This window comes from Pleomorphochaeta caudata, from assembly GCF_055395745.1.
Genome location: NZ_AP042458.1, coordinates 2,610,224 through 2,636,703, shown reverse-complemented (window position 1 = coordinate 2,636,703; position 26,480 = coordinate 2,610,224). Strand labels below are relative to the sequence as shown.

The window sequence follows — 26,480 nt, the reverse complement described above, 5'->3', positions numbered from 1 at the left end:
TACTAATTTTAGGTTGTGTTTTGTGAGGAAACTACTAATGGCAAATTTGAACATAAATTATTTCTCACCTTGTCTGCAATACAATACTAATCTGAAGATTTTTATTCCAACACCAAGCGTTGAAGAAATAGCAAAACAAAAAACAAATTATTTTAAAATCGGAGTTAATTTTCCAGTATTATATTTATTACATGATTTATATGAAGACGCTTCTGATTGGCAAAACTATACAAATATTATGCAATATGCACAAGAAAATCATATTATTGTAGTAATGCCTTCTGTTGGTAATAGCTTTTATCAAGATATGTATAAAGGGGCTAACTATTTAACCTTTATTACAGAAGAATTGCCTGCTTATATTCAAAAATATTTCCCTGCTTCTCATGATAAATCTGAGACTTATATAGGAGGAGTGAATATTGGCGGTTATGGAGCTATGCATATTGCTTTACATCAACCAAATAGATTTGGATATGCATTTTCTATATTAGGCTCATTAGATATTTGTAATATAAATTATAAAGAATTAATTAACTGTCCAATAAATGTAGATGATATATTTGAAAATTATGATGATATTTCTAATACGAAAATTAATTTAAGAAATCAAATAACAAGTTTGAATTCAAAAAAATTAAATAATGAAATAAAGTTCTTTTTAAGTTGTAGTGAAAACGACATATCATATAACACTAATTTAGAATATTTAAATTTGTTAAAAAATAATAATTTTTCAGTTACTTTTGATAAAGGTAAAGAAAATTCTAAATGGGCTTATTGTGATAAAGCGCTTGGAAAGGCTTTAAAATGGATTAAATTAGATCATGATGATCTAAATAATATGGGATTGAATCATTATGGTAAAAATTGAACTTGAATTTTTTTCTGTTGCATTAAAAAAGAATGCAAGATGTATAGTGTTGTTACCATCTTTATCACCTCAAGAGTATTTGGATGGAGAGAATAATAGTTATTTAAACGATAGTGTAAAATTTAAAACACTTTATCTTTTACATGGAAGTTATGGTGGATATAATGATTGGCCTTTGAATACAAATATTACCACATATATTGAAAAATATAATTTGGCAGTTGTAATGCTTGATGGTGAAAATAGTGGATACAATAACACATCTTCAGGTGATTTCTTAAAATATATCTCAAAAGAATTACCAAATTATCTTGAGACTATGTTTCCTTTATCCTCAAGTAAAGAAAATAGATTTATAGCAGGACTTTCTATGGGAGGTTATGGGGCTGCCTATATTGCTCTTAAAAATCCTACTGTATTTTCTTTTTGTGCAGTGCTATCAGGATGTGTTGATTTTTATAAAATATTATATGGCAATACTAGTTATGCAGATAAAATGTCAGAGAATTATAAGAGGCAATTTGATTCATATATTGAGAAAGGATGTAATTTATATTCAGCAATGGAATTAAATATTAAAGAAAATAACAAAGATGTAAAGTTCTTTTTTACGAGTGGTGATAATGATCTTTTTGTAGATGAAATTATGAAATTTGCAAATAAACTAGAAGAAAATGGGTATAATGTAAAAAAACAAATTGCTCCAGGTGTTCATGATTGGATTTATTGGAATGAGCATATTAAAGATGCATTAAAGTTTTTCCCTCTAATTGATTAGCATAATTATATATTTTTAATAAGCTAGAAGTTAATTCTAGCTTATTTTAGATATTTATATTGATGCTTTTATAACTTTTTGAACTTGTCAGTTCAGCCTTTCAAAAGAATATTTATCCAGAGCTTTTTGTCATCTAATCATAGAAGAAAAAAGGTATGTAATTGTTTTTTATTAATGTTGATAAAATATTATCCATAATTTTTATTAAATTTTATAATACCTCCAATTGTTTACTTGGTATTAAATTAGTAAAGTGATATATTTAATTTATATTATACAACTAATTAATTTTCGTGAGGATTAAAATGGATAAAAAAGATAAGAAGAAACATAATATTTATTTAATTAATCAAGATAAAGTTATAAAAAAATTGAATTTAAAAGAAAAAGAACTTAAACAAGATTTGAATGACAACAAATACAAACTTTCTTTTTTAGCTCAAAAAATAGCTGATTCCATAATAGATAATTCAAAAAACAAAAGAGAAGAGTACTATAAACAACAAAAAGTAAATGAAGATTGTTTGAAATTAGGATATAAAATTATTTTTTTATTTTGTGAATTTTCTACTCAAAAGCCTCAGTTGTCTAAATTCTGTTCATCATTTATTCAGGCTTCGGAGCAAGTTGTTAAATATAAGACTACCTATCCTTCGTCAATTATGTTTATTTGGAATGATAAATCCTTATTTGCTGTTACAACTGGCAGTGGGTACAATGAAATTGAATCAATATATGAACCTAATTTTGGATTAGCTTTCGCAAGTTGTTTTAAAAAAAACTTCCGTATTTCATCCTACAAAAGTACAAATTTAGCTAGTAATATTAGAGTTCAAGATATAACTTATAGAAGTCTAATAGATTTTATCAATTTAAATAATTTAAATGTTTTTTTTAGAGAAATTGATGGTCATTTTGATGATGAAGAATTGATAAAAAATTTTTTTGGTGAAGAAATTTCTTTTAAGCATCATATAGTAAAAATATTTGCAAAAAATAATATAAAATTTAATATTGCATTAGATTATGATAGATTAATCTCTTTGATTAATAAAGTTGATCAGCTTGATATAGAAAAATATTCTGATGCTTTTAATCTTTTTAAACCTCTGACAAAAAAACAAAATGAAAAAGAAATTGAACAATTAAATGAGCGTTTAATTAGTGAAATTTTTTCTAATTATTCAAATGGAAAACCAATAGAATTTGATATTTTTGATAAAGATTTTGAAAATTTTAGAAATGCAAATAGTTATGAAATAATTTATAAGGATAAAATAATTTACCAAATTGAAGATATTAATGATTTAGAATTTATTTATAAAGCCTATAGTGACTTTTGTAAATTAAATAAAATGGATGAAAATATTGATTCCTTAAAAGAGTTTATTTTTGAAGCAAAAATTTTTTCTAAAGGAGAAAATTATATATTAATTAAACGGTCCATTATTAATCATTTATCAGGTGAAATTGTTTATAGTGATAAAAATTACTATGTTTTTTTTGGACAATATTATTTGCAAGAGAAGAGTTATTCTGAATTATTAACTGATAGCTTGTCTCTAAAGTTAGGTGATGATCGTTTTACTCAAGATATTAATATAAATTGGAAAGAAGGTCAAAATGAAAATTATTTTAATGAAAAAGTTTCAAATGATTTAAAGTTTGTTCATTTACATAAAAAAATAATACAAAATATAGAATTTGCGGATTTGATTAAATATAATGAAGAAAAAAATGAATTGATTATTGTACATGTAAAAGATGGTTTTGATAATAATATGAGACAATTAGAAAGACAAATAGAATTGTCAATAAAAATGATAAAAGATTTACGTCATAATAATCAAGAAGATTTTATGAGAAAGTTGTATAACTGTGCACAGAATAAAAATATTGGATATAATATTACTGAATCTTTTTCTAGTGAAGATTCTTTTATAACAACTATTAAAAAATGTAAATATCGATATATTTTAGCTATAAGGCCTAAGAATCAAAAATTAGTTGAATCAAAATCTAATATAGCAAAACATTGTTTAAATTCGATAATTAATACTTGTAATAATGAAAGTGTTGATTTAAAAATTAATTTAATTAATTATTAGATTTATTTAATATTTATAATTTTTTATTTAAAAATTTTACAAATAATTTATAACAATAGATGATTTGAATGGTTTAGTATTTGAAGTTAAGCCTTTATTAGAAATAAAAAATTATTCTAGTTATAGGCTATAGAAAATTGTGATTTTAAAATATTATAAAGTTTATAAATTATATTAAAATAAAATAAATTGTAATTTTAAGTTGTAATAAAAGCTATAAAATAGTATTTTTTATCTCAAATTTAAAGCATTTTAGTTATCTATTTATATGCTCATTTTCTTTATATTTAAACTTTTTTATATTTATTTATTAATGTATTTGTATGTTTTAAAAATTTATTTAAAAAAATATGAAACTTTTCCAAACATTTGTTAAGTGTTTTATTTATCTTAAGTTACCACAATTATTAATGTTTTTGTATCAAAATATAAATGCTTTATTTTATTATTATATAAAGAATAAGCAATTTTTTAGGTAAAATTTTGCCATTTTTGTTACAATTTTAACATTTTGTTCGCTTATTAATAGTAATTTTACTTACTTTTTTTCTTTGTATCTATTTACAGAAATTTAAAAAAATCACGTTGACAAGCCTTAAAAGAAGGGCTAACGTTAATATATGCATATTTGATATATCATTAATACAAATTTTGCAAAAGGATTGTGTGGATGGAAGATAAAAAAGATTTGGATTTTAGGGACGGGGCTTTACCGCTGTATAGCCAGATTGCCCAGCAAATAGAAATGTTAATATCTCAAGGAGTGTATCCTATTGGTTCTAATTTACCACCTCAGATGCAACTTGCTGAAGATTTCAATGTTTCGCGAATTACTATAGTTAAAGCTGAAAAACTACTTTTACAAAGAAATATTTTGATGAGTAGGCAAGGTAGAGGTGTAACCGTTGTAAAACAAAGCTTTAACAAAAATAGATATGTAACAAATGGATTTGGAACTCAATTTGAAAAAGATAAAAATGAAATATATACAAAAGTTATTTCTAAAGAAAAGGTTCCTTGTCCAAGTAATGTTGCTCAATCATTTATGATCATGGAAGGAGAGCCTGTCATATTGCTAGTTAGAGTACGTTACTTAAATAAAATACCGGTATGTGTAGAACACAACTATTATCGAAATACAAAGATAATGCAAACAATAACCAGTGAATTAAAAGATAATGAGTCAATGTACACATCTTTTAAGAAACACAACATTGTTCTTTCATATGCCGAGGAAAAAATGAGTGTAATTATTCCAGATGATTCAGTTTGTGAATTGTTGGAAGTTAAGAAGAATTTTGTGTTATTGAACATACTGAGAGAGACATTTGAAGAAGTGGACGGTATGAATATCCCAATAGAATATTGTGATAATTTCTATAACACAAATGAATATGGTTATTATGGAATTTTATCCATAAATTTAAAATCCAAATAAATATTTTTGGAGAGGGAGAAAACAATGAAAAAAATTGTTATGGGAATGTTATTACTATTTGTTTTTGTTTTTCCAGCAATGGCAAGTGGTACTACAGAAACTACATCAGCTTCAGCAAAAGCAGAAGCAATTGCAAAAGCAGATGAAGGATTAGATGCTCAAACATTAGCATTTCTTGACGGCAAAGATTTTACTGGACAAACATTAGTAGTAGGTGTTTGGGGTGGTGTAATCGAAGATATTATTCGTGAAAACATTATTCCTCCACTAGAAGCTCGTGGTGCAAAAGTAGAATTATTACTTGGTGGAACAGGGGATAGAATGTCAAAGATTTATATGGAAAAAGATAATCCAACTATGGATATCTGTTACTTAAATCTTTACGAATGCCAACAAGCAATGGCTGATGGTATTACCGAAGCTCCTAGTTCAAAAATTCCTGCTTATGATGATTTATATGACTTAGCTCAAATTGGTGGTTATGGTCAATCATTCATGGGTTTAGGTATTGCTTATAACCCAGATTATTTTGATGAAGCACCACAGTGGGCTGATTTATGGAAACCAGAATATAAGGGTAAAATAGCTTTCCCAAGTTATCCAGGATCTGAAGGAGACGGATTCTTAGCAATCGCTGCAAGATTAAATGGTGCTGATGAACATGATGTTGATGCAGGTTTTGAAAAACTTCAAGAATTATGTCCAATCCCATTAGTTTATAACAGTTTAGACGAATTATTCATGATGATGGATGCTGGTGATGTAGTAGCTGCTCCAGTTATCAACGGTTATGCATGGACTTATGTAGATAAGGGTATGAATATTTCATTCTCATGGCCTGAAAATCCAGGTAGTGTAAAAATGATGGATGTATTAACAATTGTTGCAAATAATAAACATCCTGAATTAGCAGATGCTTGGACTCAATTAGCTATGTGCCCTAAAACACAAACAGCTTATGCTGAACAAATTTATTTCGGACCTACTAACTCTAAAGTTGAACTAGATGGCGCTTTAGCGGATAGAACAGTTTACAGAGAAAAAGTAGATTCATTGGTTGATTTAGATTGGTTATACATTATCTCTCAAAGAGCTGATTGGACAAATCGTTGGAACCAAGAACTTGTAGAATACAAGGGAAATTAATTTAGGAGTAAATTTATGATTAAGCAATGGGCTGAATGTAGTTCGAAAGAATTAGAAAATATCAAAACTGTTATTCTTCCAATAGGTTCTACAGAACAACATGGAAATCATTTACCAGTTGGAACAGATCATTTTTTAGTAAATGCAGTTGTAGAAGAACTGCTTAAAAAACATAAAAATGACTTTAATATTGGCATATTACCAACGATAAATTATGGAAAGAGCATTGAGCATTTGTCTTATCCTGGAACAATTAATATTTCAGCTACAACATTGCTTAATCTAATTTATGATGTAGGTTATTCCCTTTCTTGTCAACAAGTAAATAATTTAATTATTTTAAACGGGCACGGGGGGAATACCGGCATACTAGAAGCAGCTACCTACGATATAAAATATAAATATAATATTAATACTTATTGCATGTCATTAGGATACTTACATGGATCTTTTGGAGGTAAATGTAGTTTCCCAGATAGTATGCACGCTGGTTATGCAGAAACATCATTAATGATGAATTGTTATCCTAAGTTTAAAGATCTTTATTCAAAGTTACCAACAGAAAAAACTCAAACCAAAGGTTTTGATTTGCTAAAAAAATTGAATTGTGCAAGTTGGGGTTGGTCAACTCAAGAGTTAAGTAAAGAAGGCTTTGTTGGAGATCCAACAGAGAGTAATAGTGAAACTGGTGCAAGCATTCTTGCACAAATGATTGAATTAATTGTTAAGCAATTAAATTTTATTATTGAGGAGAATAATTAACGTGGAAAATTATTTTGCAAAACCTAAAAATGGGGATATTGTAATAAAAAATATAAAGAAAATTGTAAGTGGGGACTTTTATAAAGGTATTATTAAAGATGCTGATACTATTGTTTGTAGAAAAGGTCTTATTACTGAAATTGGAATGGAAAAAGATTTAGATTTTTCTGATATCGAATTAATCGTTGATGCTAATCAACAAGTAGTATGTCCTGGTTTAATAGATAGTCACTTACATAATACTTTAGATGACTATGCACCTCAAAGAGGAGCTGTTGGTTGTTATTCAGATGCCCTATTATATGGTACAACAACTATGATATCTGAAGGAGAACAAGGTCCTGGTTATCCAAGATTCTATGATGATGCAATTGGTGTAAAAGCTACAGCAATTATGTCAGCAAGAGTTTTCCAAAAGTTTAGACCTGGTGGAGCATTAAAGATGCACGGTGGTGCTCTTGTATTAGTTCATGGTCTAAAAGAAGAAGACTTTAAAGAAATGAGTGAAGCTGGTGTTTGGTTAATTGCTGAAATCGGTGGTGGTGGACTTGCTAAACCAGAGGAAGTAATTCCAATGGTAAATTGGGCAAGAAAATATGGATTCTTTGTATCTTGTCACTTAGCACCTCCTTCAATTCCTGGTTCATCTTGGGTTACTAGTGATGATATTTTAGAAATTAAACCAGATAAAATTGCTCACTTTAACGGTGGATCAACTGGTGTATCTTATGATCATATTGATAGATTAATCAAAGAAAGTGATGCTGGTTTAGAATTGGTCGTTAATGGTAACTTTGTAAACTTTAATAAGATTTTACAACAAGTTAAAGGTAGAAATGAGCTACATAGAATTAACTTTGGTTCCGATGCTCCAACAGGACAATCTGCATTACAAGCTGCTATAAACTTAGCTATTGTAAAAGCTTCTTCTTTAAATGATATTCCAGCAGAACAAGCTATTGCTATGGGAACTGGTAATACAGCTGATTTATATAAATTAAATACTGGTAAAATTGAAGTTGGAAGACAAGCAGATATTATTGTTATTGATAATCCACCTTCATCAGTTGGTAAAGATGCTTTACAAGCAATTGAAGCTGGGGATCCATTTGGTGCATCCTTAACTATCGTAGATGGAGAAATTGCAGGATTTAGAGGTCACGATAGTAGACCAACAGAACATTATTGTTTGATTAATGGTAAGGAAGCAAGACTTGAAACAATTACTGAGCACTTATTCTTCCCAGCATATCCTGCAAAATATAGATATTAATCTAAATTAAATTTGGGTGGCAAAAGCCACCCTATATAAAATCGAGAAAAACATGAGAAAAAAATCATATTTTTGGCTAGTATTACCAGCTCTAATGTTAATTGTACTTGTTTTCTTTGTGCCCTTATATTTTTTAATTACAAAAAGTTTTCAAACCTATATAGCTGGGAGTTTATTTACAGATCCAACATTTACTTTAGATAACTATAAGGATATTTTTGCTGGTTCTTATGTAATGAATGTTTATTTAAGAACTCTATATTTAGCATTAATTTCAACTGCAATAATTTTTGTTTTAGCTTATCCAATATCACTTTGGATATCCCGCCTAGATAAAAAATATCGTGGTTTCATAATGACTCTTGTAATATTGCCAATGATAGGTGGTGCGATGATTCAGACAATGGGTTGGTTCACTATCTTAATGAATTATGGAATGATAAATTCTATTTTAAGAAATTTACATTTAATAGATAAACCAATAGCTTTTTTGGGTACTAATCGTGGTGTTATTATTGGCTTAGTCCAATCATTTTTACCAATGATGATCTATCCTTTAACTTCAAGTTTATTAGCTATTGATTCAGAAATTTTAGAATCTGCAAGAACTTTAGGTGCAAAACCAGTTAGAGTTTTTTATAAAGTTACTTTACCATTAAGTCTTCCAGGCGCTTTAGCTGGTTGTATTTTGGTATTCATGGCTTGTTTAACTAGTTTTGTTACTCCATCTTCTTTAGGTCAAGGAAAAATTCAAGTATTTGGTACTTATGCATACCAACAAGCTATGTTGGTTATGAACTGGCCATTTGCTTCTGCTTATTCACTCTTCTTCTTGATAATGATTGGAATTGTATTTGTAGGCTGTACTAGATTAACTAAAGGGAGAAATAAATAATGAAAAAAAATCCTTCAAAAAGCATATCAACAAGATTAAATAATGCTACAGCGATTTTAGTTTTGATATTTATGTTAATCCCTATAATCATGATTATGGTGAGTGCCTTTAATGATAGTGAGTTTTTTAGATTTCCACCAACTGGATTTACTTTAAAATGGATTAAAAAGTTTTTTACAAATCCAGAATATAGTACTGCAATTCAAGTTAGTTTAAGAGTTTCTTTTGCTGCTTTATGTGTTGCCTTATTGGTAGGTATTCCAGCAGCATATGGAATATTTAAATGGAAAAGTAAAATCTCAATATTCTTACAAACTATATTTTTATCACCATTAATGCTTCCTGGAATTGTTTGGGCAATTGGATTAATTCAATATTATGCAATATTGGGAGTGCTTGGAACTTTTTATGGATTAGTTGCAGCACATATTATCCTTATTTTGCCTTATGTAATTAGATTGTTACTTTCAAGTTTGACATATTTAGATGAAGATTTAGAGAATGCTGCAATGACACTAGGAGCTACTCCTGTTAGAACTTTCTTTTTAATCACTATTCCATCTGTAGTACCTGGAATAATAATAAGTGCAATTTTTGGCTTTATGATATCTTTCAACGATGTAACAATTTCAACTTTTATTGCAGGAACCAAGTATTTAACTTATCCGGTTAGAATGTATGTTGAATTAAGAACTGAAGGCCTTGATCCATTAGCAATTGCAGTTAGTGCCATTATCATGTTGGTTACAACAATAATTGCTTTAATTGCAGAGAAAATCTGGAATTGGTCACAATATCTATAGGGAGAGAATTATTATGAGAAAAGGTTATAAAACATTATTAGAAAATTATGAACATTTGGATTATTTACCAAAATTTATTACTGATGATAATAGGCCTGCCTTAACAGGAATTAATGGGGAAACTATTGGTGATTATGTATTAATGACAGTAAGAGATCCTCTTTGTGGCTATAATGAAGATTCAGCTATGGAAATTTCTAAATTCTTAGATTCACCAAAATTAGTTGCTAAAACTGGAATGTTTGTTACATATACAGGTTACTACAAAGGTGCAAAAGTATCTGTTGTAAGTGGTGGAAGTGGAGCTCCTGAAGCTGAGCTTGTATTAAATGAATTTATGAGCCATTCCAAAGCACATACTTTTATAAGAGTTGGTGGTTGTGGGGCTTGGCATGAAAGTGTTCATCCAAGTGATGTGGTAATTTCCTCCGGTGCTGTAAGAGATGAGGGCATGACTAAATCTTATGTGGTTCCTCAATATCCTGCTATGGCAAGTTATGAAGTATTAATCGCATTAATAGCTGCCGCAACTGATAATGGTCATACTTTCCATGTTGGAATAACAAGAAGTGGAGATAGTGAATATTGTGGTTGGGGAAAACCTTCTGTTGATGGTTATATCCAAAAACAAGATTTAGATATCATCGATTATTATAACAGAGCTGGTATTTTAAACACAGATAGAGAAACTTCAGCAATTTTTACATTAACATCTTTATTTAATAGAAGAGGTGGATCCATCTGTTCTGTTGGGGATAATGTATTTAATAAAGAAGGCTTTAAAGCTGGTGGTGGACATGAAGCTGCTATTGCAATAGCTCTTGAAGCGGTTGCTAAGTTATACAAAATTGATAAAGAAAAAGAAGAGAAAAATATGAAATATTGGGTACCTTCTCAATTGCTTGGAGAGAAAGATGAATAGTGATTGTTTTTTAAGTATTAACCATGTCTCAAAGAGCTTTGGTGATGTTGAAGTTTTAAAAGATATTAACTTGCAAGTTAAAGAAAAAGACTTTGTGGTTTTATTAGGTCCCAGTGGATGTGGTAAAACTACTTTATTAAGAATTATATCAGGATTAACTCCTATTAACTCAGGTGAAATTATACTTGAAGGTGAAGATTTAACTCTAAAACCTATAAATGATAGACAAATTGGGTTTGTATTCCAACACTATGCTTTATTTCCTCATATGAGCGTAGCAGAGAATATTGCCTTTGGTCTTAAATTAAGAAAAGTATCAAAAGCTGATATTGCTACTAAAATCAAGAAGATAGTAGATCTAGTTGAATTAACTGGTTTAGAAGAGAGAAATATTAAAGAACTATCTGGGGGCCAACAACAAAGAGTTGCCTTAGCTAGAGCTTTAGTCATTGAACCTAAATTGCTATTACTTGATGAACCTTTATCAAACTTAGACGCAAAATTAAGAGCAAGTGTAAGAGTATCAATTGTACAGCTACAAAAGAAGTTAGGTGTTACTGCTATTATGGTAACGCATGATCAAATTGAAGCTATGACTATGGGAGATAAAGTCGTATTAATGCATAAAGGAAAAATTGAGCAAGAATCTATTCCTCAAGAAATTTATAATAATCCTAGAACTAGGTTTGTTGCAGAATTTTTAGGATCTCCAAAGATTAATGTTTTTCCAATTATGTTAGATAAAGAAACTGCCGTATTAGGTGATATCGTATTACCAATTAACGATTTAGCAAAAAACTTTAGCAAAACAGATGCCTCTTTATCTTCTTTAAATGGACTTTATCAATTAGGAGTTCGTCCTGAACATTTTGAAATTAGTGATAATGAGGAAGGTTTTGAAGCTGAAATTAATTTCATTGAAAACGGCGGAGCAAGTATTATTTTACATGTAGTATTATTTGGAACTGAGATTGTAATGAGTCTTCCATCTGTTAACTTTAATTATAAAGTTGGAGATGTGGTTAAAGTAAAATTCTTAGAAAATGTACTTATGTTATTTGACGAAAAAGGAAATAGAATATAATGAAGAAACAATTTATGGTTTTAGGCGATATTGATACAGATATTTTTTTAAAAGTAGACCATATTCCGACTTGGGATGAAGGTATTTTGGCTGATGAGTCAAATATGATCCCAGGAGGTAAGGGAGCAAATACTGCTGTACAACTAGCAGCCCTTGGAGCTCCTGTTGCACTAATGAGTACTATAGGAAATGATATTTTTGGTAAAATAGGACTTAAAAACATTAAATATAGTTCCATTGATAATTCTTTTATTTCAATCAATTCAGATACCACAACTTATTGTGTGATGTTATTAGACCATACTGGAGAAAAAGCATTAGTGGTTGTCCCATCTAATGATATTTATCCTTCTGTTGATATGGTTAGAAAAAACAAAGAAAAAATTGGCGAATATGAAAGTGTTCATATAATTGGGTTAAACCCCGAAAAAACTTTAGCATATCTTGATATTTTAAAAGATTTAGATGTTTCAATTTCTGTTGATCTAGATAGTGCTAATGGAAGTGAAGAACAATTATTAAAGATAATTAATTCTTCAGATACTATATTTATTAATAAACAAGGGTTACATAAATTAATTCCAAATGCAGTTGATGATGAGAGAGCAGTGAAATTACTAGCAAAAAAATGCAAAAATACTACTTTAATCTGTACTTTAGGTTCTAAGGGAGTTATGCAAGTGAGTGATGATGGATTTTTTTATGAGAGAGTAGATAAAATTGAACCTTTAGATACTACAGGTAGTGGTGATAGTTTTGTTGCTGGTTGGTTATATGTTAATTTCTGCTTAAAAAGTTATAACACTCCAACAAAATTACAGTTTGCAAATGCTTGTGGAGCTGCAACAGCTTTATGCTTAGGTGGTCAAGGAAAACTTTTACAAAATCCAGAAAAGGATAAAGAAGTAATTGAATTCTATGAACCATTTGATGCATTTGGATATTTATGTAACTTGTCTTTATATCCTTTCGAATATGAAGGAAAAATTTGGCCCACATCAGAACAATGTTATCAAGCATATAAACACTCTGATGAAGAATATCGAGAAAAAATTAGACATTGTGATGATATCTATGAAGTAATTGACATGGGCAGAAACACTAACAGTGGTAGCTATGATGATGATAGATGGAAAAGAGAAAGAGTCGATAAAATGTATGATATTGTTTTAGCTAAATTTTCTCAAAATGAAGATATTAAAAATCTATTATTGATGAGCGGGGACGCTAAATTAGTAGAACATACATCAACAGATAACTTCTGGGGAGATAATTTAGATGGAACTGGTGAAAATCATCTTGGAAAAGTTCTTATGAGAGTAAGAGATACTTTAAGATGTGAAAAAGAGAATAATTAATTTTGAATACTTTAGTAAATATTTCATACAATCAAGCTATTTTTATAACATTGTTTTCAGCTTTTTTATGGGGGACTTGGCCAATCTCCCAAAAGTTTTTAAATAGATATCCTATGAAAGCTTTCTTTTTAGAAGTGTTTTTCTTTTCTTTGATATTTGTTTGGCTTTTAAGTTTTATTGTTAAAAAAAATGCTTTAATTGAAGAAATACAACAAGTATTTTTACTTAACCCTTCTCTTGTTATTGTAACAGGTGTATGTGGTTTTCTTTTTTCTGTGTCCATGATATTAAATTTTTATATTATATCTTTAATTGGACTTACAATATCACAACCAATTCAACAAACAATCGGCTTATTAGTTGGTGCAACTTTTACAGTTGTAATTGGAGGGACTCCTCCTAATTTAAGTATTATAAGATTAATAATTTGTTTATCACTTTTAATTTTTTCAATATTTTTTTCATATCTTTCCCATAAATCAAAGCAAAAGGTCAGTAATAAAGATGTTAAATTTCATAGGATAATATTATTATCTGTTTTAGGTTCTGCTGTTGGCTCTTCTTATGCTTTTTCAATCTCTTATAGTTTAAAAACCATTTTAAACCCAAATGGATTAAGTGTTTTATCTTTTACTAGTATTTTTGTGCTCGGTGCTTTTATATTTATGTTAATTTTAAATCTTATAAAGCCTCCAAAAGATGGCTTATTTAAAACAATAAAAAATGCAAATTATAAGATTCATTTATTGAGTTTAATAGCAGCTCTTTTCCATTATGGTGGGAATATGCTTCATTGTTTATCAACTGGATTATTAAGTGCTGTTGTAAGTTGGCCATTAGGATTAACATCGGGACTTTGGACTCAGCTAGGTGGATTTTTATTAGGTGAATTTAAAAAAGCTAAAAAATCTAGTTATGTATTTTGGGCTTTGTCCATAATATTTTATATAATTGGAGCTAGGATTATAATTTAATTTATTTATCTATTTTATTAAGTTTAATTAGGTAAGGTTTTAAATCATCTGGCACGCTTTTTATTAATAAATCAACCATTTTTTCTTTAGAAATTTCTAAATAACCAGTTGCCCATTTACAGGTCATATCGATAGATCCTTTACAATACATTTCTAATAAAAAAGCAGTCTCTTGAGTTAATGGTTTTTTTGTTTGTTTAATTATAGAGTTTTCATAAAATTTATAAATCATCTCATAATCATAATTTTTAACATTATTATAATCATCACTTCTAAAAGCTTGATTGAAAAAAATCTTTTCATTTTCTATGAATTTAAATTTTTCATAAAGTGCTTCTTTAAGATTTAATTCAACGCCCATTAATAAAAAACTTTTATTACAAAGTTCTTGGAAATACCAATTAACTAGAGCATATTTATCTTGGAAATTTCTATAAAATGTTTGGCGAGTTAAATTACATTTTTTACATATTGAAGATACAGAAATTTTATCTAAACTTTTTGTTTTCATAAGATCTTTGATTGCAAGAGCAAATTCTAATTTTGTATCCATAATATTGTCCTTTTTAAAAGTGTAACTCTCTTTTTGTTAATTTATTTATTTTGTTTTAATTATTTATAATATAATATTCCTAAGTTTCTATTTATTCAAATAGGGAGACTATTCTTTGTTCATAAAAGAAATAATTTTTATAAAAATGTATTATGTAAGATAAATATTAAAAGTAAAAATTTTAACTTTTTTTAATCTAGAGTGACACTTCAATAAAACTGTAACTTGTTTTTCCAAAGTTTTGTATAGATAATTAATTATAGATAAAGATACTCATGGAGGCATTTTATGGTACAAAGATTTGTATTAAATGAAACATCATATCATGGTGCAGGTTCAATTTTAGTTATACCTGAAGAGATAAAAAATAGAGGATTTAAAAAAGTATTTGTATGTACAGATCCTAGTTTAATCAAGTTCAAAGTAGCAACAAAAGTTACTGATTTATTAGAAAAAGCTAATATTGAATATTATCTTTATTCTAATGTTAAAGCAAACCCAACAATTGAAAATGTTCAAACTGGTGTAGATGCTTTTATAGAAAATAAAACAGATTGTATAGTAGCAATTGGTGGTGGTTCAGCAATGGACACTGCAAAAGCAATTGGTATTATTATCAATAACCCTGAAAATAAAGATGTAAGATCTCTTGAAGGTGTTTCTCCAACAGCAAACAAATGTGTTCCAATTATTGCTGTCCCTACAACAGCAGGTACTGCTGCTGAAGTAACAATTAACTATGTAATAACAGATCCAGAAAAACAAAGAAAATTTGTTTGTGTTGATCCAAAGGATATTCCTGTAGTTGCTGTTGTTGATTCAGATATGATGAGTAGTATGCCAAAAGGTTTAACTGCTGCAACAGGTATGGATGCATTAACTCATGCAATTGAAGGCTACATTACTAAAGGTGCTTGGGAATTATCTGATATGTTCCATATTAAGGCTATTGAAATTATAAGTAAATCCCTAAGATCTGCAGTAAATAATGAAGCTGATGGTAGAGAAGGTATGGCTTTAGGTCAATACATTGCTGGTATGGGATTTTCTAACGTAGGTCTTGGTGTTGACCACTCAATGGCTCATCCACTAAGTGCTTTCTATGATACTCCTCATGGAGTTGCTTGTGCTATTTTACTTCCAAGAATTATGGAATTCAACAGAGATTATACTGGAGAAAAATATAGAGAAATTGCTAGAGTAATGGGCGTTGAAAATGTTGACTCTATGTCTCAAGAAGAATATCGTGATGCAGCAATAAATGCAGTAAAACAACTTTCAATTGATGTAGGTATTCCTCAAGATCTAAAAAACATTGTAAAAGAAAAAGATATTGATTTCTTAAGTGAAAGTGCATTTAATGATGCATGTAGACCTGGAAACCCAAGAGATTGTACTAAAGAGGATATTGTTGAATTATATAAATCATTAATTTAATTGTACTCTCATAACAACTTATATATTAACTATGCTGTGATTATTTTCATGGCATAGTTTTTGCTTTTTAAAATAATTGTTATATCATCAATTTTAACAAGAAAGTGCAATGATTGCAAAATATGGCAATTATTGCATTTTTTTATGCATTATTTAATATCATATTTCTATATACAGTCTATTTTTTCTCTTTGATAATTTGAATATAAAATTTAAGGAGTTAAGGATGAAAAAAAGATTTTATTCATTAATTGGTGTGATGTTGCTATGTTCAATATCTATTTTTGCTCAAGGTAATCAAGAGGAAGCAGGACAAAGTAAAAGTGTTGCAGGATTTGTTTGGTATAATTATGGTGATACATTTATTACTGCTGCAAGAAACTCTGTAAACAAAGCTGCTGAAGGTGGTAATATTGAAATATTATCAACAGATACTCAATCAGATATTGCTATTCAAACAAATAATATTAATACATTATTAGCAAAACAAGTTGATTATATTTGTATAAATAATATTAGCCCTAATGATAGTGCTTCAATGATTGCTAAAGCAAAAAAACAAGATATTCCAATTCTTTTTATTAACTGTACAAGCCCAACTGAAGATGAATTAAATTCATATGATAAGGTATATCATATTTCTTCCGCTGCAGAACAATCTGGTTGGATTCAAGGCGATGCTGTATCAGAATATTGGAAAGCAAATCCAGCAACAGCAGATAGAAACGGTAATGGAAAACTTGATTATGTAATGCTTGTCGGTATGCAAGGAAACTATGATTCACAAATGAGAACTGAAAAATCAATTGAAAGAGTTGAAGAAAATGGTATTGAAGTTAACTGTTTATCTCAAATGTTATGTAACTGGCAAAGAGGTGAAGCTATGAACCAAGTAGCATCAATTTTAGCAGCTCAAGGCGATGATATAGATGCAATCTTCTCAAACAATGATGATATGGCTTTAGGTGCAATTGAAGCATTAAAAGCTTCAGGATATTTCGGTAATGGTGATTATATTCCAGTTGTTGGTGTAGATGCAACAAAAGTTGGTGTAAGTGCATTAGAAGATGGAACCTTATTAGCTACTAGCTTAAATAATCCTGTTACATTAGGTAATACAATTTATAAGATTTTAACACTATTAGATGAAGGTAAAGAAGTAACCTCTGAAACAGTTGGAAAACAAATGACTGGTAAACATGTTTGGTTAGATTACGTTGCTATCACTAAAGATAATATAGAAGATGCTGCATATTAATCCAAATATTTGAATTTGTTATATAGAAGCCCAGATGGGCTTCTATATATTGGGAGGTTAAAAATGACTCCAATATTGGAGATTAAAAATATTAGTAAATCTTTTCCAGGTGTTAAGGCTTTAGATAATGTTTCAATGATAGTTGAAAGAGGTCAAATTCATGCAGTAATGGGTGAAAATGGTGCTGGTAAATCAACTCTAATGAAATGTATTTTCGGACTGTATAAACAAGATAAGGGTGAAATTTTATTAGATGGTAAACCTTGTAATTTTACACATACAAAAGAGGCTCTTATAAATGGAATTTCTATGATTCACCAGGAATTACAGAATATACCAACTCAAAATGTAATGGAAAATATTTGGATTGGAAGAATCCCTTATAAAGGAAATAAGCATTTAAGATGGGTTGATGAAGATAAAATGTATAATGATACAGTCAATTTATTTAAAACTTTAGACTTGGAGATTGATCCAAAAGCAATGCTAAAAGATTTAAGTGTTTCAACTTGTCAGTTAATAGAAATAGCAAGAGCCGTTTCATATAATTCAAAATTAATTATTATGGATGAACCTACTTCCTCTCTTACTGAAAGTGAATCACAGATATTATTTAATATAATAAAAAAATTAGTTTCTCAAGGTGTTTCTATTCTTTACATTTCTCACAAATTAGAAGAAGTCTTAGATTTATCTAATCATGTAACAGTTTTAAGAGACGGTCAGTTAATAGGTAATTATGAAACAAAATTAATAGACTCTCAATTTTTAGTTAATAAAATGGTAGGAAGAGAAATAGTTGATAGATTTCCAAAGAAATTGCCAAATACTAAGGTAGGTGAAATTAGTTTAAAAGTTAAAGCTTTAACATCTGTTAATCCTTATTCTTTTAAAAATATTTCTTTTGAAGTTAGAAGAGGAGAAATATTAGGAATTGGTGGGTTAGTTGGTGCTCAAAGAACAGAATTAATGGAAGCTATTTTTGGTCTCAGAGATCTAAGTAGTGGAACAATTGAGATTGATGGAAAAGAAGTAAAAATTAAATCTTCAAGAGATGCAATAAAACATGGAATAACCTTACTTACTGAAGAAAGAGCAAAGACAGGAATTATTTCTAAAGCATCAATTTTAGATAATATGATGGTTGTAAAACAACGTTATAAAATTAATGAGTACAAAAAATATAGTGTCTTTTTGAATGATAAAAAAAGAAGAGAAGATACAATTACTTATGTAAAAAGTTTAGCAGTTAAAACACCTTCAATTGATACACAAATTAGTAATTTATCAGGTGGTAATCAACAGAAAGTTTTATTAGGTCGTTGGTTAATGGTATCTCCTGAATTAATGATCTTAGATGAACCAACAAGAGGTATTGATGTTGGTGCAAAATTTGAAATTTATTCAATAATGAGAAAACTCTCTCAAGAAGGTAAAACCATAATAATGATTAGTAGTGAAATGCCCGAGTTAATTGGTATGTCAGATAGGATAGCAGTAATGTGTGAAGGTCATTTATCTGGAATTATTGATGGGCAAAGTGCAACTGAAGAAAAAATTATGTTACTTGCTAGTAAATATGATGAAAAGGAATAATTAAAATGGAATTATCAAATATAGATATAAAAAAATTGTTGGTTGATAAAGCCTTATTTATAGTGTTATTACTAATTGTAGGATTATTAGTAATAATTGAACCAAAGTTTTTCTCTGTAATAGTATTTAGAGATATATTAATGCAAAGTTCAACTAGGTTGATAATTGCATTAGGTTGTATGTTTATTTTAATTGTTGCAGGTGCAGACTTAAGTGGTGGTCGTGTTGTAGGTCTTGCTGCAGTTGTTGCAGGATCTTTAGCTCAAAGTGATACTTTTTATAATAAGTTTTTCCCAAACTTACCACAATTACCAGTAATTATCCCTGTATTTATTGCTATAGCTGTAGGTTTGCTTTTTGGATTAATTAATGGATTAGTAGTTGCAAAACTAGAAGTCCCTCCATTTATTGCAACATTAGGTGTTGCTCTAGCAGTATATGGTTTTAACTGTTTATATTTTAATTTGCCTCCAAATAACTCACAGCCTTTAGGTGGTTTTACAAAAAGTTTTTCAGCTCTAGGTGGTGGTTCAACTTTTGGTATTCCTAATATTATGTTGATAGCTGGATTTTGTTTAATCGTTGTTTATCTATTTCAAAAGAAAACATGTTTAGGAAAGGAATTATTTGCAGTTGGTGGTAATGTTGAAGCCTCAAGAGTTTCTGGAATAAATGTTGATAAAATTCTAATATTATCATACTCTTTAGCAGGTACTTTATATGCCTTAGGAGGCGTTTTAGAAGCTGCTAGAACAGGAAGTGCTACAAGTACTTATGGAGCTGGATATGAAATGGATGCTATAGCATCTTGTGTTGTTGGAGGTTGCTCATTATCTGGTGGTGTTGGTAGCGTCCCTGGTTTATTAGTAGGTGTATTAATTTTTAATGTTATTAGTTATGGATTAACCTTTATTGGAATTAGCCCATATTGGCAAAATGTATTTAAAGGTGTAATTATCGTTGGTGCTGTTGCAATTGATGTAAGAAAGTATAAAAAATCAAAATAGAAACAAATTATAAGGAGGAAACACTAAATGAAGAATTTAATGAAAAAAGGCTTTGTATTTTTTATTATATTAATTAGTTGTGTCCTTATAAGTTGTGATAAAAATCAACAAACAAGTGACTCTGTATCTCAAATGTATAGAGTTACTTGTATAATTCCTCATAAAGATGATAAAGCTTATTGGTCAGTAATTGAAGAAGGTTTAATTGATGGGGCAAATGATAATAACATTGATTTAAAAATTTTATACCCAAGTTTAAATTATAATACTGCCCAAATGCAAAAGCTTTTAGAGATGGCAATAGCCTCAAAAGTAGATTGTTTGATTATTAGTGGAGTTGAAGATCCTAGCTATTATGAGACAATTCAAGAAGCAATAGATAATGGTATATTTGTGGTTTTAGTTGATACAGATATGCAAAAATTACCTAATACTCTATATGTTGGTAGTAATAATTATCAAGCAGGTAAACTACTTGGAGAAAATGTTGCTAAGATAAAAAATTATACAGCAAATATAGCAATTATTAGTGGTGATAATGTTTTTTATAATTTAAATGAAAGATTTGAGGGTTTAAAAAGTGTAGTTGATAATTATCCTAATATGAATATTGTAGATATCCAGTATGATAAGTTTGATTATGGTAAAGTTCAACAAATTTATGATTCTTATATAACGAATCCAATAATTGATACAATAGTCTGTTTAGAAGGGACTGGCGGTATGTCATTAAATTCATATATTAAAGAAAAACCTAGCGATGATATATTTGTTTTTGATGATACACCTCAAGCAGTAGCAGGAGTAAATAATAAATTATTTAGAGGCCTTTTAAAACAGCAAAAATATGAAATGGGATATAGAGTAATGCAAGAAATAGCTAAATATCGTGAAAAAAATCAAATAGATTTAGTAAAAATTTATACTGATACAATTTTTGTTGGAGCATCTAGTGATTAAAAATAAGTTTAAATCTATGACTTCAAAAATTAAAATTGCCTTTTTCTCTTTGTTTGCTTTTTTTATTTTAAGCTTATCTTTTAGTATGTTTGGCTATAATAAAATTAGTAGTGGATATAAATCTATTATCGATTTTCAAATAGATCAAAACAATTTCTTTTTAGAAATTGATGATTTAAATAATCAATTATCAATAGCTTATATGTTTCAACAGATAAATGATTATTCAAATCTAAGAACAAAAATAGAAGTTCTTAATGAAAAAAATGAAGACTATAAAATAACAAAACCTTCTACTAGAGAGCAATTAGATTTTTATTATCTAGTAGATTCCTATCTAGAAAAAGCTCAAAATTTAATTTTAGCTTTAGAAGTTGGAAGCAAGAATAGTTTAAATGAGTTAGAAAAACTTCAGGATTTATATTCTTTTATAAATGTGAGTTTTAAAAATCTATATTCACAAGAAATTGATTATGTTGCTAGAGCTCATGATGAAATGGATAGATTTGCAAAAAATACTTTGTTTTTAAATATGGTACTTTTACTTTTATTAATTATAATAGGCATAATAATAATTAGAAAAATTAAAGATACCTCTACTCAAATGAATAATTTAACTGACTTTGCAAAATCAATAAAAGCAAATCCTTATTCTAATGAAAAAATCGAAGTAAATTCTAATGATGAATTATCGTTTTTTGCAAATGCATTTAATGAGATGATAGAGACTGTTCAGCATCAGATGTATGAAATAGAAGAGTCTTCAAAAATAAGAGAAGAATTAAAAAATGTAGAGATTCAAAGGTTGAAAGTTACAAGCCAATTGCAAAACAGTCAATTAAAATTATTACAATCAAGAATTAATCCACATTTTTTGTTTAATACTTTAAATATGATAAAATCAACAGCAATAAATGATAATTTAATAACTACTGCTAAGTTAATTGAAGCAACTGCTGAATTATATAGATACTATTTAAGTAGTCAGACTCATAGTGTAACAATAGAAGAAGAACTTGATAATTTGAAAAATTATGCTTTTATTCAAAAGAGTAGATTTGGTGAAAGAATAAATTTTATTTATGATATAGATTCTTCAATTTTGAAGTATGTGATTCCATCTATGGTTTTACAACCTATTGTTGAGAATTCAATAGTCCATGGATTAAAAAAAATGGATAGTGATGGTCATATTGAAATTAAAATTTATAAAGAAATAAATAGGGTAATTATAAAAATAAGTGATAATGGGGAAGGCTTTTCCAAAATTAAAATTGAAGAGGTTTTAAGTAAATGTAAAGATTCCCAAATCACTGATAATATAGGATTAAGAAATGTATATCAGAGGTTAGCTTATTTTTATAATAATGATATTAATTTAGAAATTGAAAGTGATTGGAATAATACTTCAATTATTTTTTCTATTCCATTTATAAAGGAGGATAACTAATATTATGCATACCATAGTAACAGCTGATGATGAAGATATTGCAAGAAAATCGCTTGAATTCCTTATCATGTCTGAAATTTATGATGTCCAATTAGTTGCTTCTGCAAGAAATGGAGCAGAACTAATCTGTATAGTTGAACAATACAAACCTGATTTAGCTATCGTAGATATCGATATGCCTATAATTAATGGAATTGAAGCTATAAAATTCTTAATAGAAAAGGGTACAAAAACTAGATTTATTTTATATACAGCTTATGATGATTTTAATTTTATGCAGCAAGCAATAGATTTAAAAATAAGTGGCTATTTATTAAAGTCTGATAAGAGAGAAAAAAGCTTAAGAACTATTAGAAACATAATTAATGATATAGATTCAATGAATGAAAAACAAAAGAAGATTGAAAGTTTAACTAAGATGGAAAGAAAAATGCTTCCTATTTTAGAGAATGAAATTATGTATTCAATCTTTTTAGATAATCCTGCTGAAGAAAGTTTTAATACTTGGTGTAATTTGAAAAAGATACAATTAAAGGGAATGTTTGTTGTGAGTTTTATTTCAACCTCTGATACAATCAGTCTTTTTCATGAATTAATTAATTCAAAGTTATTTACTAATAAAATAATTGAAGACATCATAGGCAAAATTTGTCATTGTATACCTATGATAACTAAGAATAATGGTTGTTTATTAGTTGGGGTCCCAGAAAATTTGATTGAAACAGATCCAGAAAAATGGGTTTTAAAAATCATGGAAAGTTTTAATAATTATTGTAGAGAGACTTTTGGACTAGATTTAATTATTGGAATAAGTGATATATGTTTAGATTTTTCAAATATAATGCCTGCATATCATAACAGTTTAAAAATATTACAAAATGTTGTAGCAAGCGGGGTTTATTATAAGAAAAATGAAGGTAGTCTAATTGTTGATACCCATCAAATCCAAATTGCAAAAGATTTATTAAATATTTTAATTTTAGGAAATAAAGAAAAATTGGATAAATATCTTTTGAATTTGAATGTTGAAGATTTAAAATCCTATTATTACCTTTATGAGTTAATGTGTAAAACTTCTAATAATTTTCCATCAATTTCAAGTGCATTTTTTTGTGCATTATTATCTAAAAAAGATAAATTAAAAAAACATGATAATCCTGAAGCTTTTAAAAAATGTTTAGATGATTTATTAGCAGAAAATTCCAATTTTGAAAATAGAAATACCAACCCTTATGTGGATAGAGCAACCTCTTATATCCAGCAAAATGCATTTAAAAATATTTCTTTAAATAGTGTAGCGGATGAGATTGGGATAAGTCCGTTTTATTTGAGTAGATTGTTAAAAAATGTTTTAGGAATAACTTTTATAAATATGCTAACAAACATAAGAATGGCAAAAGCAATAGAATTAGTATCTACAACAAGAATGCAAGTCCAAGAAATATCAACAAATATTGGATATCCTAATACAACCTATTTTTGTAAAGTTTTCAAAAAATATACTGGGAAATCAATAAGTGAATTTAGGTTAGATAAGTTTAATAATAAATAAGGAATTAAAAATGAATTATGAGAAATGTGTATTAAATTTAAGGCATCAAAAGATTAACGAAGAAACAGAATCTTATAATATGTATGTAAAATATATCCCTGAAACAAAAGAGAAAGGGGCACTGGACTCTCGACAGGCAAAATTTAGTAAAAATTTTTTAGATATGCCTCCATTAAATATTAAAGATAAAAAAAATATTACTCTTGATGAATTAAATCAAATCAGATCAGGTTTTGGTTGTGAAAATTTTGATATGAGTCAAAATATTGAAGTTCTTTGTGCTGTTTTTAATAATGTTAATGTTGAAATATATAGAAAAAAAGATATAGCAAATGACAATCCCGTAATAATAAATATTCATGGTGGTGGATTTTTTGGTGGTACAGTTGATGTTGTTAGAAATTCTTGCAAGTTATTAGCTGATCGATCTTGTTCAACAGTAATTAGCATAGATTATGATTTATCTCCTGAAGCAAAATATCCAAAGGCTTTAAATCAGTGTAATTCAGTTATTGATTATGTTATTGAACATGAGAAAGAGTTAAAGGTTGATGCTACTAGAATTGTTTTAATGGGTGATAGTGCTGGAGGGAATTTAGCCGCAGCATGTTGTTTATCTTCAAAAACTACTAATATAGTTTTACAAGTTCTTTTATACCCATTAATGGAATTAAAACCTTCAGAACCATTGTGGAGTGAAGATTTATATGATATTGGGGATAATGAGGATAAAGAGGTTAAAACTTTCTTAATCAATGATATTAAGAATTTAAATGAAGTTTGTATCTACACATATATTAATGATGAAAAAGAATTAAATGATGAATTAGTTTCTCCAATTAAAGCAAAAGATTATAGTTTATTCCCTATGACACTAATAGTATCTCCTGAATTTGATTATTTAAGATTCCAAGCAGAATCTTTTGCTAAAAAATTAGTTGAAAATGGTATCGATACAATTTTGTACAGATATAAGGGCATGGGGCATGCTTTTTATGAACATTTAGGGGAGTTCCCTCAAGCTGAAGATTGTATAAATGAGATAGCCGAAGCAATAATGTCTTTATAATTTTTTAAATAGATTTTTATAAAATTAGACTTGGTAATAAATTTTTTATCCAGGTCTAATTTTTTTTGTAAAAATATTTCTTGCCAAATATATTTTATCATGTTAATTTATACGTATGAATTCAGACATCAGATGTCTGAAAACCAAAATAAATAAATTTATTAACACTTATCAAAAAATAAAGGAGAAAATTTATGGGTAAAATTTATTATGACAAGGATGCAAATATAGATATCATTAAGGATAAAGTAGTTGCAATTATTGGATATGGTAATCAAGGAAGATCTCAAGCTTTAAATTTAAGAGATTCAGGTGTTTCTAAAATAATAGTTGGAAGTCGTAAAGATGATTCATGGAACGATGCAAATGAAGATGGATTTGAAGTTTATTCAATTGAAGAAGCAACAAAAAAGGCCGATATTTTATTTTTATTAATCCCTGATGAAGTAGCACCATCAATATATAATGAAAAAATTGCTCCAAATTTAGTAGAGGGAAATGTAGTAAATTTTTCTTCAGGATATAACATCACATTTAATCATATTATCCCAGCAAAAAATATAGATATTATTATGGTTGCTCCAAGAATGATAGGTAAGGGTGTTAGAGAATTATATCAGAATAAAGAAGGATTTCCTTCTTTTGTAGCTGTAAATCAAGATGCTAGTAAAAACGCTTGGGAAATTACTTTGGCTTTGGCAAAAGGGATAGGTTCAACAAAAAAAGGTGCAATAGAAGTTAAATTTAATGATGAAACATATTTAGATTTAATGTCTGAACAAGCAATATGGCCTTTAATTTATTCAGTGTTTACAGAAGCTTTTAAATATCAAGTAAGTATGGGACATCCTGAAGAGGCAGTATTAATGGAGCTTTATCTTTCAAAAGAACCTGCAGTTATGATGGAAAAAGCTGCAGATGTAGGGTTCTTTAAGCAAATGCCATATCACTCTAACACAAGTCAATATGGTCAATTAACTGGTTTTGCTAAAGCAGATAAATCTGTGATTAAGAATTTCATTGCAAGTCAATATGAAAAGATTAAATCAGGAGAATTTGCAAATGAATGGGAAAATGAAATGAATAATAATTTAGCTAAATTTAAAGAAATGCAAAAAGATGTTTTTGCAAGTGAAATGAATTTGGCAGAGGAAAGAGTGAAAGAGCGATTATAGTGATTATA

Annotated in this window: 23 protein-coding genes; 22 read left to right on the top strand and 1 reads right to left on the bottom strand. The window is 28.3% G+C overall.

The window, feature by feature from the left end; genetic code table 11:
• Nucleotides 1–37: 37 nt before the first annotated feature.
• The 13 genes from ACZ5RS_RS12115 (at nucleotide 38) to ACZ5RS_RS12055 (ending at nucleotide 14,415) form a co-directional block, all read left to right on the top strand.
• Nucleotides 38–874: an alpha/beta hydrolase gene (locus tag ACZ5RS_RS12115; RefSeq protein WP_464635800.1), complete on the top strand. Its 837-nt coding sequence runs from the start codon at nucleotides 38–40 to the stop codon at nucleotides 872–874.
• Nucleotides 861–1,652, top strand: a complete 792-nt coding sequence (locus ACZ5RS_RS12110) for an alpha/beta hydrolase (protein ID WP_464635798.1) — start codon at nucleotides 861–863, stop codon at nucleotides 1,650–1,652. The genes ACZ5RS_RS12115 and ACZ5RS_RS12110 overlap by 14 nt, the downstream gene beginning before the upstream one ends.
• A 305-nt stretch (nucleotides 1,653–1,957) precedes the next feature.
• Nucleotides 1,958–3,760: a hypothetical protein gene (locus tag ACZ5RS_RS12105; RefSeq protein ID WP_464635796.1), complete on the top strand. Its 1,803-nt coding sequence runs from the start codon at nucleotides 1,958–1,960 to the stop codon at nucleotides 3,758–3,760.
• A 670-nt stretch (nucleotides 3,761–4,430) separates the two neighbouring features.
• Complete coding sequence (locus ACZ5RS_RS12100) at nucleotides 4,431–5,198, top strand: GntR family transcriptional regulator (RefSeq protein WP_464635794.1); 768 nt, start codon at nucleotides 4,431–4,433, stop codon at nucleotides 5,196–5,198.
• Nucleotides 5,199–5,222: 24 nt separating this feature from the next.
• Nucleotides 5,223–6,344, top strand: a complete 1,122-nt coding sequence (locus ACZ5RS_RS12095; protein ID WP_464635792.1) for an extracellular solute-binding protein — start codon at nucleotides 5,223–5,225, stop codon at nucleotides 6,342–6,344.
• Between the two features lie 15 nt (nucleotides 6,345–6,359).
• On the top strand, nucleotides 6,360–7,106 hold the full coding sequence (locus ACZ5RS_RS12090) for a creatininase family protein (RefSeq protein ID WP_464635790.1): 747 nt from the start codon (nucleotides 6,360–6,362) through the stop codon (nucleotides 7,104–7,106).
• 1 nt (nucleotide 7,107) lies between these two features.
• Nucleotides 7,108–8,379 carry an amidohydrolase family protein gene (locus ACZ5RS_RS12085; protein WP_464635788.1) on the top strand — a complete coding sequence of 424 codons (1,272 nt, stop codon included), beginning with the start codon at nucleotides 7,108–7,110 and terminating at the stop codon, nucleotides 8,377–8,379.
• A gap of 52 nt (nucleotides 8,380–8,431) precedes the next feature.
• On the top strand, nucleotides 8,432–9,274 hold the full coding sequence (locus ACZ5RS_RS12080; protein ID WP_464635786.1) for an ABC transporter permease: 843 nt from the start codon (nucleotides 8,432–8,434) through the stop codon (nucleotides 9,272–9,274).
• A complete protein-coding gene (locus ACZ5RS_RS12075; RefSeq protein WP_464635784.1) occupies nucleotides 9,274–10,077 on the top strand; it encodes an ABC transporter permease in 804 nt (267 codons plus the stop codon). The genes ACZ5RS_RS12080 and ACZ5RS_RS12075 overlap by 1 nt, the downstream gene beginning before the upstream one ends.
• A gap of 13 nt (nucleotides 10,078–10,090) precedes the next feature.
• Nucleotides 10,091–10,999: a nucleoside phosphorylase gene (locus tag ACZ5RS_RS12070; protein ID WP_464635782.1), complete on the top strand. Its 909-nt coding sequence runs from the start codon at nucleotides 10,091–10,093 to the stop codon at nucleotides 10,997–10,999.
• The gene (locus tag ACZ5RS_RS12065; protein WP_464635780.1) at nucleotides 10,992–12,083 is read left to right on the top strand and encodes an ABC transporter ATP-binding protein; all 1,092 of its coding nucleotides are present in this window, start codon (nucleotides 10,992–10,994) and stop codon (nucleotides 12,081–12,083) included. The genes ACZ5RS_RS12070 and ACZ5RS_RS12065 overlap by 8 nt, the downstream gene beginning before the upstream one ends.
• Nucleotides 12,083–13,441, top strand: coding sequence for a PfkB family carbohydrate kinase (locus ACZ5RS_RS12060; RefSeq protein WP_464635778.1), 1,359 nt, complete (start codon nucleotides 12,083–12,085; stop codon nucleotides 13,439–13,441). The genes ACZ5RS_RS12065 and ACZ5RS_RS12060 overlap by 1 nt, the downstream gene beginning before the upstream one ends.
• Nucleotides 13,442–13,443: 2 nt before the next feature.
• Nucleotides 13,444–14,415, top strand: coding sequence for a hypothetical protein (locus ACZ5RS_RS12055; protein WP_464635776.1), 972 nt, complete (start codon nucleotides 13,444–13,446; stop codon nucleotides 14,413–14,415).
• Between the two features lies 1 nt (nucleotide 14,416).
• Here ACZ5RS_RS12055 and ACZ5RS_RS12050 read toward each other — a convergent pair whose 3' ends face one another.
• A complete protein-coding gene (locus ACZ5RS_RS12050; RefSeq protein WP_464635774.1) occupies nucleotides 14,417–14,968 on the bottom strand; it encodes a TetR/AcrR family transcriptional regulator C-terminal domain-containing protein in 552 nt (183 codons plus the stop codon).
• Between the two features lie 288 nt (nucleotides 14,969–15,256).
• On the opposite strand from ACZ5RS_RS12050, the gene fucO reads away from it, so the two are divergent.
• The 9 genes from fucO to ilvC all read left to right on the top strand — a co-directional run bounded on the left by fucO (nucleotide 15,257) and on the right by ilvC (nucleotide 26,472).
• Nucleotides 15,257–16,405: a lactaldehyde reductase gene (gene fucO, locus ACZ5RS_RS12045; RefSeq protein ID WP_464635772.1), complete on the top strand. Its 1,149-nt coding sequence runs from the start codon at nucleotides 15,257–15,259 to the stop codon at nucleotides 16,403–16,405.
• Nucleotides 16,406–16,631: 226 nt separating this feature from the next.
• Nucleotides 16,632–17,663, top strand: coding sequence for a galactose ABC transporter substrate-binding protein (locus ACZ5RS_RS12040; RefSeq protein ID WP_464635770.1), 1,032 nt, complete (start codon nucleotides 16,632–16,634; stop codon nucleotides 17,661–17,663).
• A gap of 63 nt (nucleotides 17,664–17,726) precedes the next feature.
• A complete protein-coding gene (locus ACZ5RS_RS12035; protein WP_464635768.1) occupies nucleotides 17,727–19,259 on the top strand; it encodes a sugar ABC transporter ATP-binding protein in 1,533 nt (510 codons plus the stop codon).
• Between the two features lie 5 nt (nucleotides 19,260–19,264).
• The gene (mglC, locus tag ACZ5RS_RS12030) at nucleotides 19,265–20,266 is read left to right on the top strand and encodes a galactose/methyl galactoside ABC transporter permease MglC (RefSeq protein ID WP_464635766.1); all 1,002 of its coding nucleotides are present in this window, start codon (nucleotides 19,265–19,267) and stop codon (nucleotides 20,264–20,266) included.
• Between the two features lie 27 nt (nucleotides 20,267–20,293).
• Complete coding sequence (locus ACZ5RS_RS12025; RefSeq protein ID WP_464635764.1) at nucleotides 20,294–21,226, top strand: sugar ABC transporter substrate-binding protein; 933 nt, start codon at nucleotides 20,294–20,296, stop codon at nucleotides 21,224–21,226.
• Nucleotides 21,219–22,676 (top strand): sensor histidine kinase, encoded by a 1,458-nt coding sequence (locus tag ACZ5RS_RS12020; RefSeq protein WP_464635762.1) that lies wholly within the window; start codon nucleotides 21,219–21,221, stop codon nucleotides 22,674–22,676. The genes ACZ5RS_RS12025 and ACZ5RS_RS12020 overlap by 8 nt, the downstream gene beginning before the upstream one ends.
• A 4-nt stretch (nucleotides 22,677–22,680) precedes the next feature.
• Nucleotides 22,681–24,228: a response regulator transcription factor gene (locus ACZ5RS_RS12015; RefSeq protein WP_464635760.1), complete on the top strand. Its 1,548-nt coding sequence runs from the start codon at nucleotides 22,681–22,683 to the stop codon at nucleotides 24,226–24,228.
• Nucleotides 24,229–24,238: 10 nt separating this feature from the next.
• A complete protein-coding gene (locus ACZ5RS_RS12010; protein WP_464635758.1) occupies nucleotides 24,239–25,297 on the top strand; it encodes an alpha/beta hydrolase in 1,059 nt (352 codons plus the stop codon).
• 194 nt (nucleotides 25,298–25,491) lie between these two features.
• The gene (gene ilvC / locus ACZ5RS_RS12005; protein WP_464635756.1) at nucleotides 25,492–26,472 is read left to right on the top strand and encodes a ketol-acid reductoisomerase; all 981 of its coding nucleotides are present in this window, start codon (nucleotides 25,492–25,494) and stop codon (nucleotides 26,470–26,472) included.
• The last annotated feature ends 8 nt before the right edge of the window (nucleotides 26,473–26,480 follow it).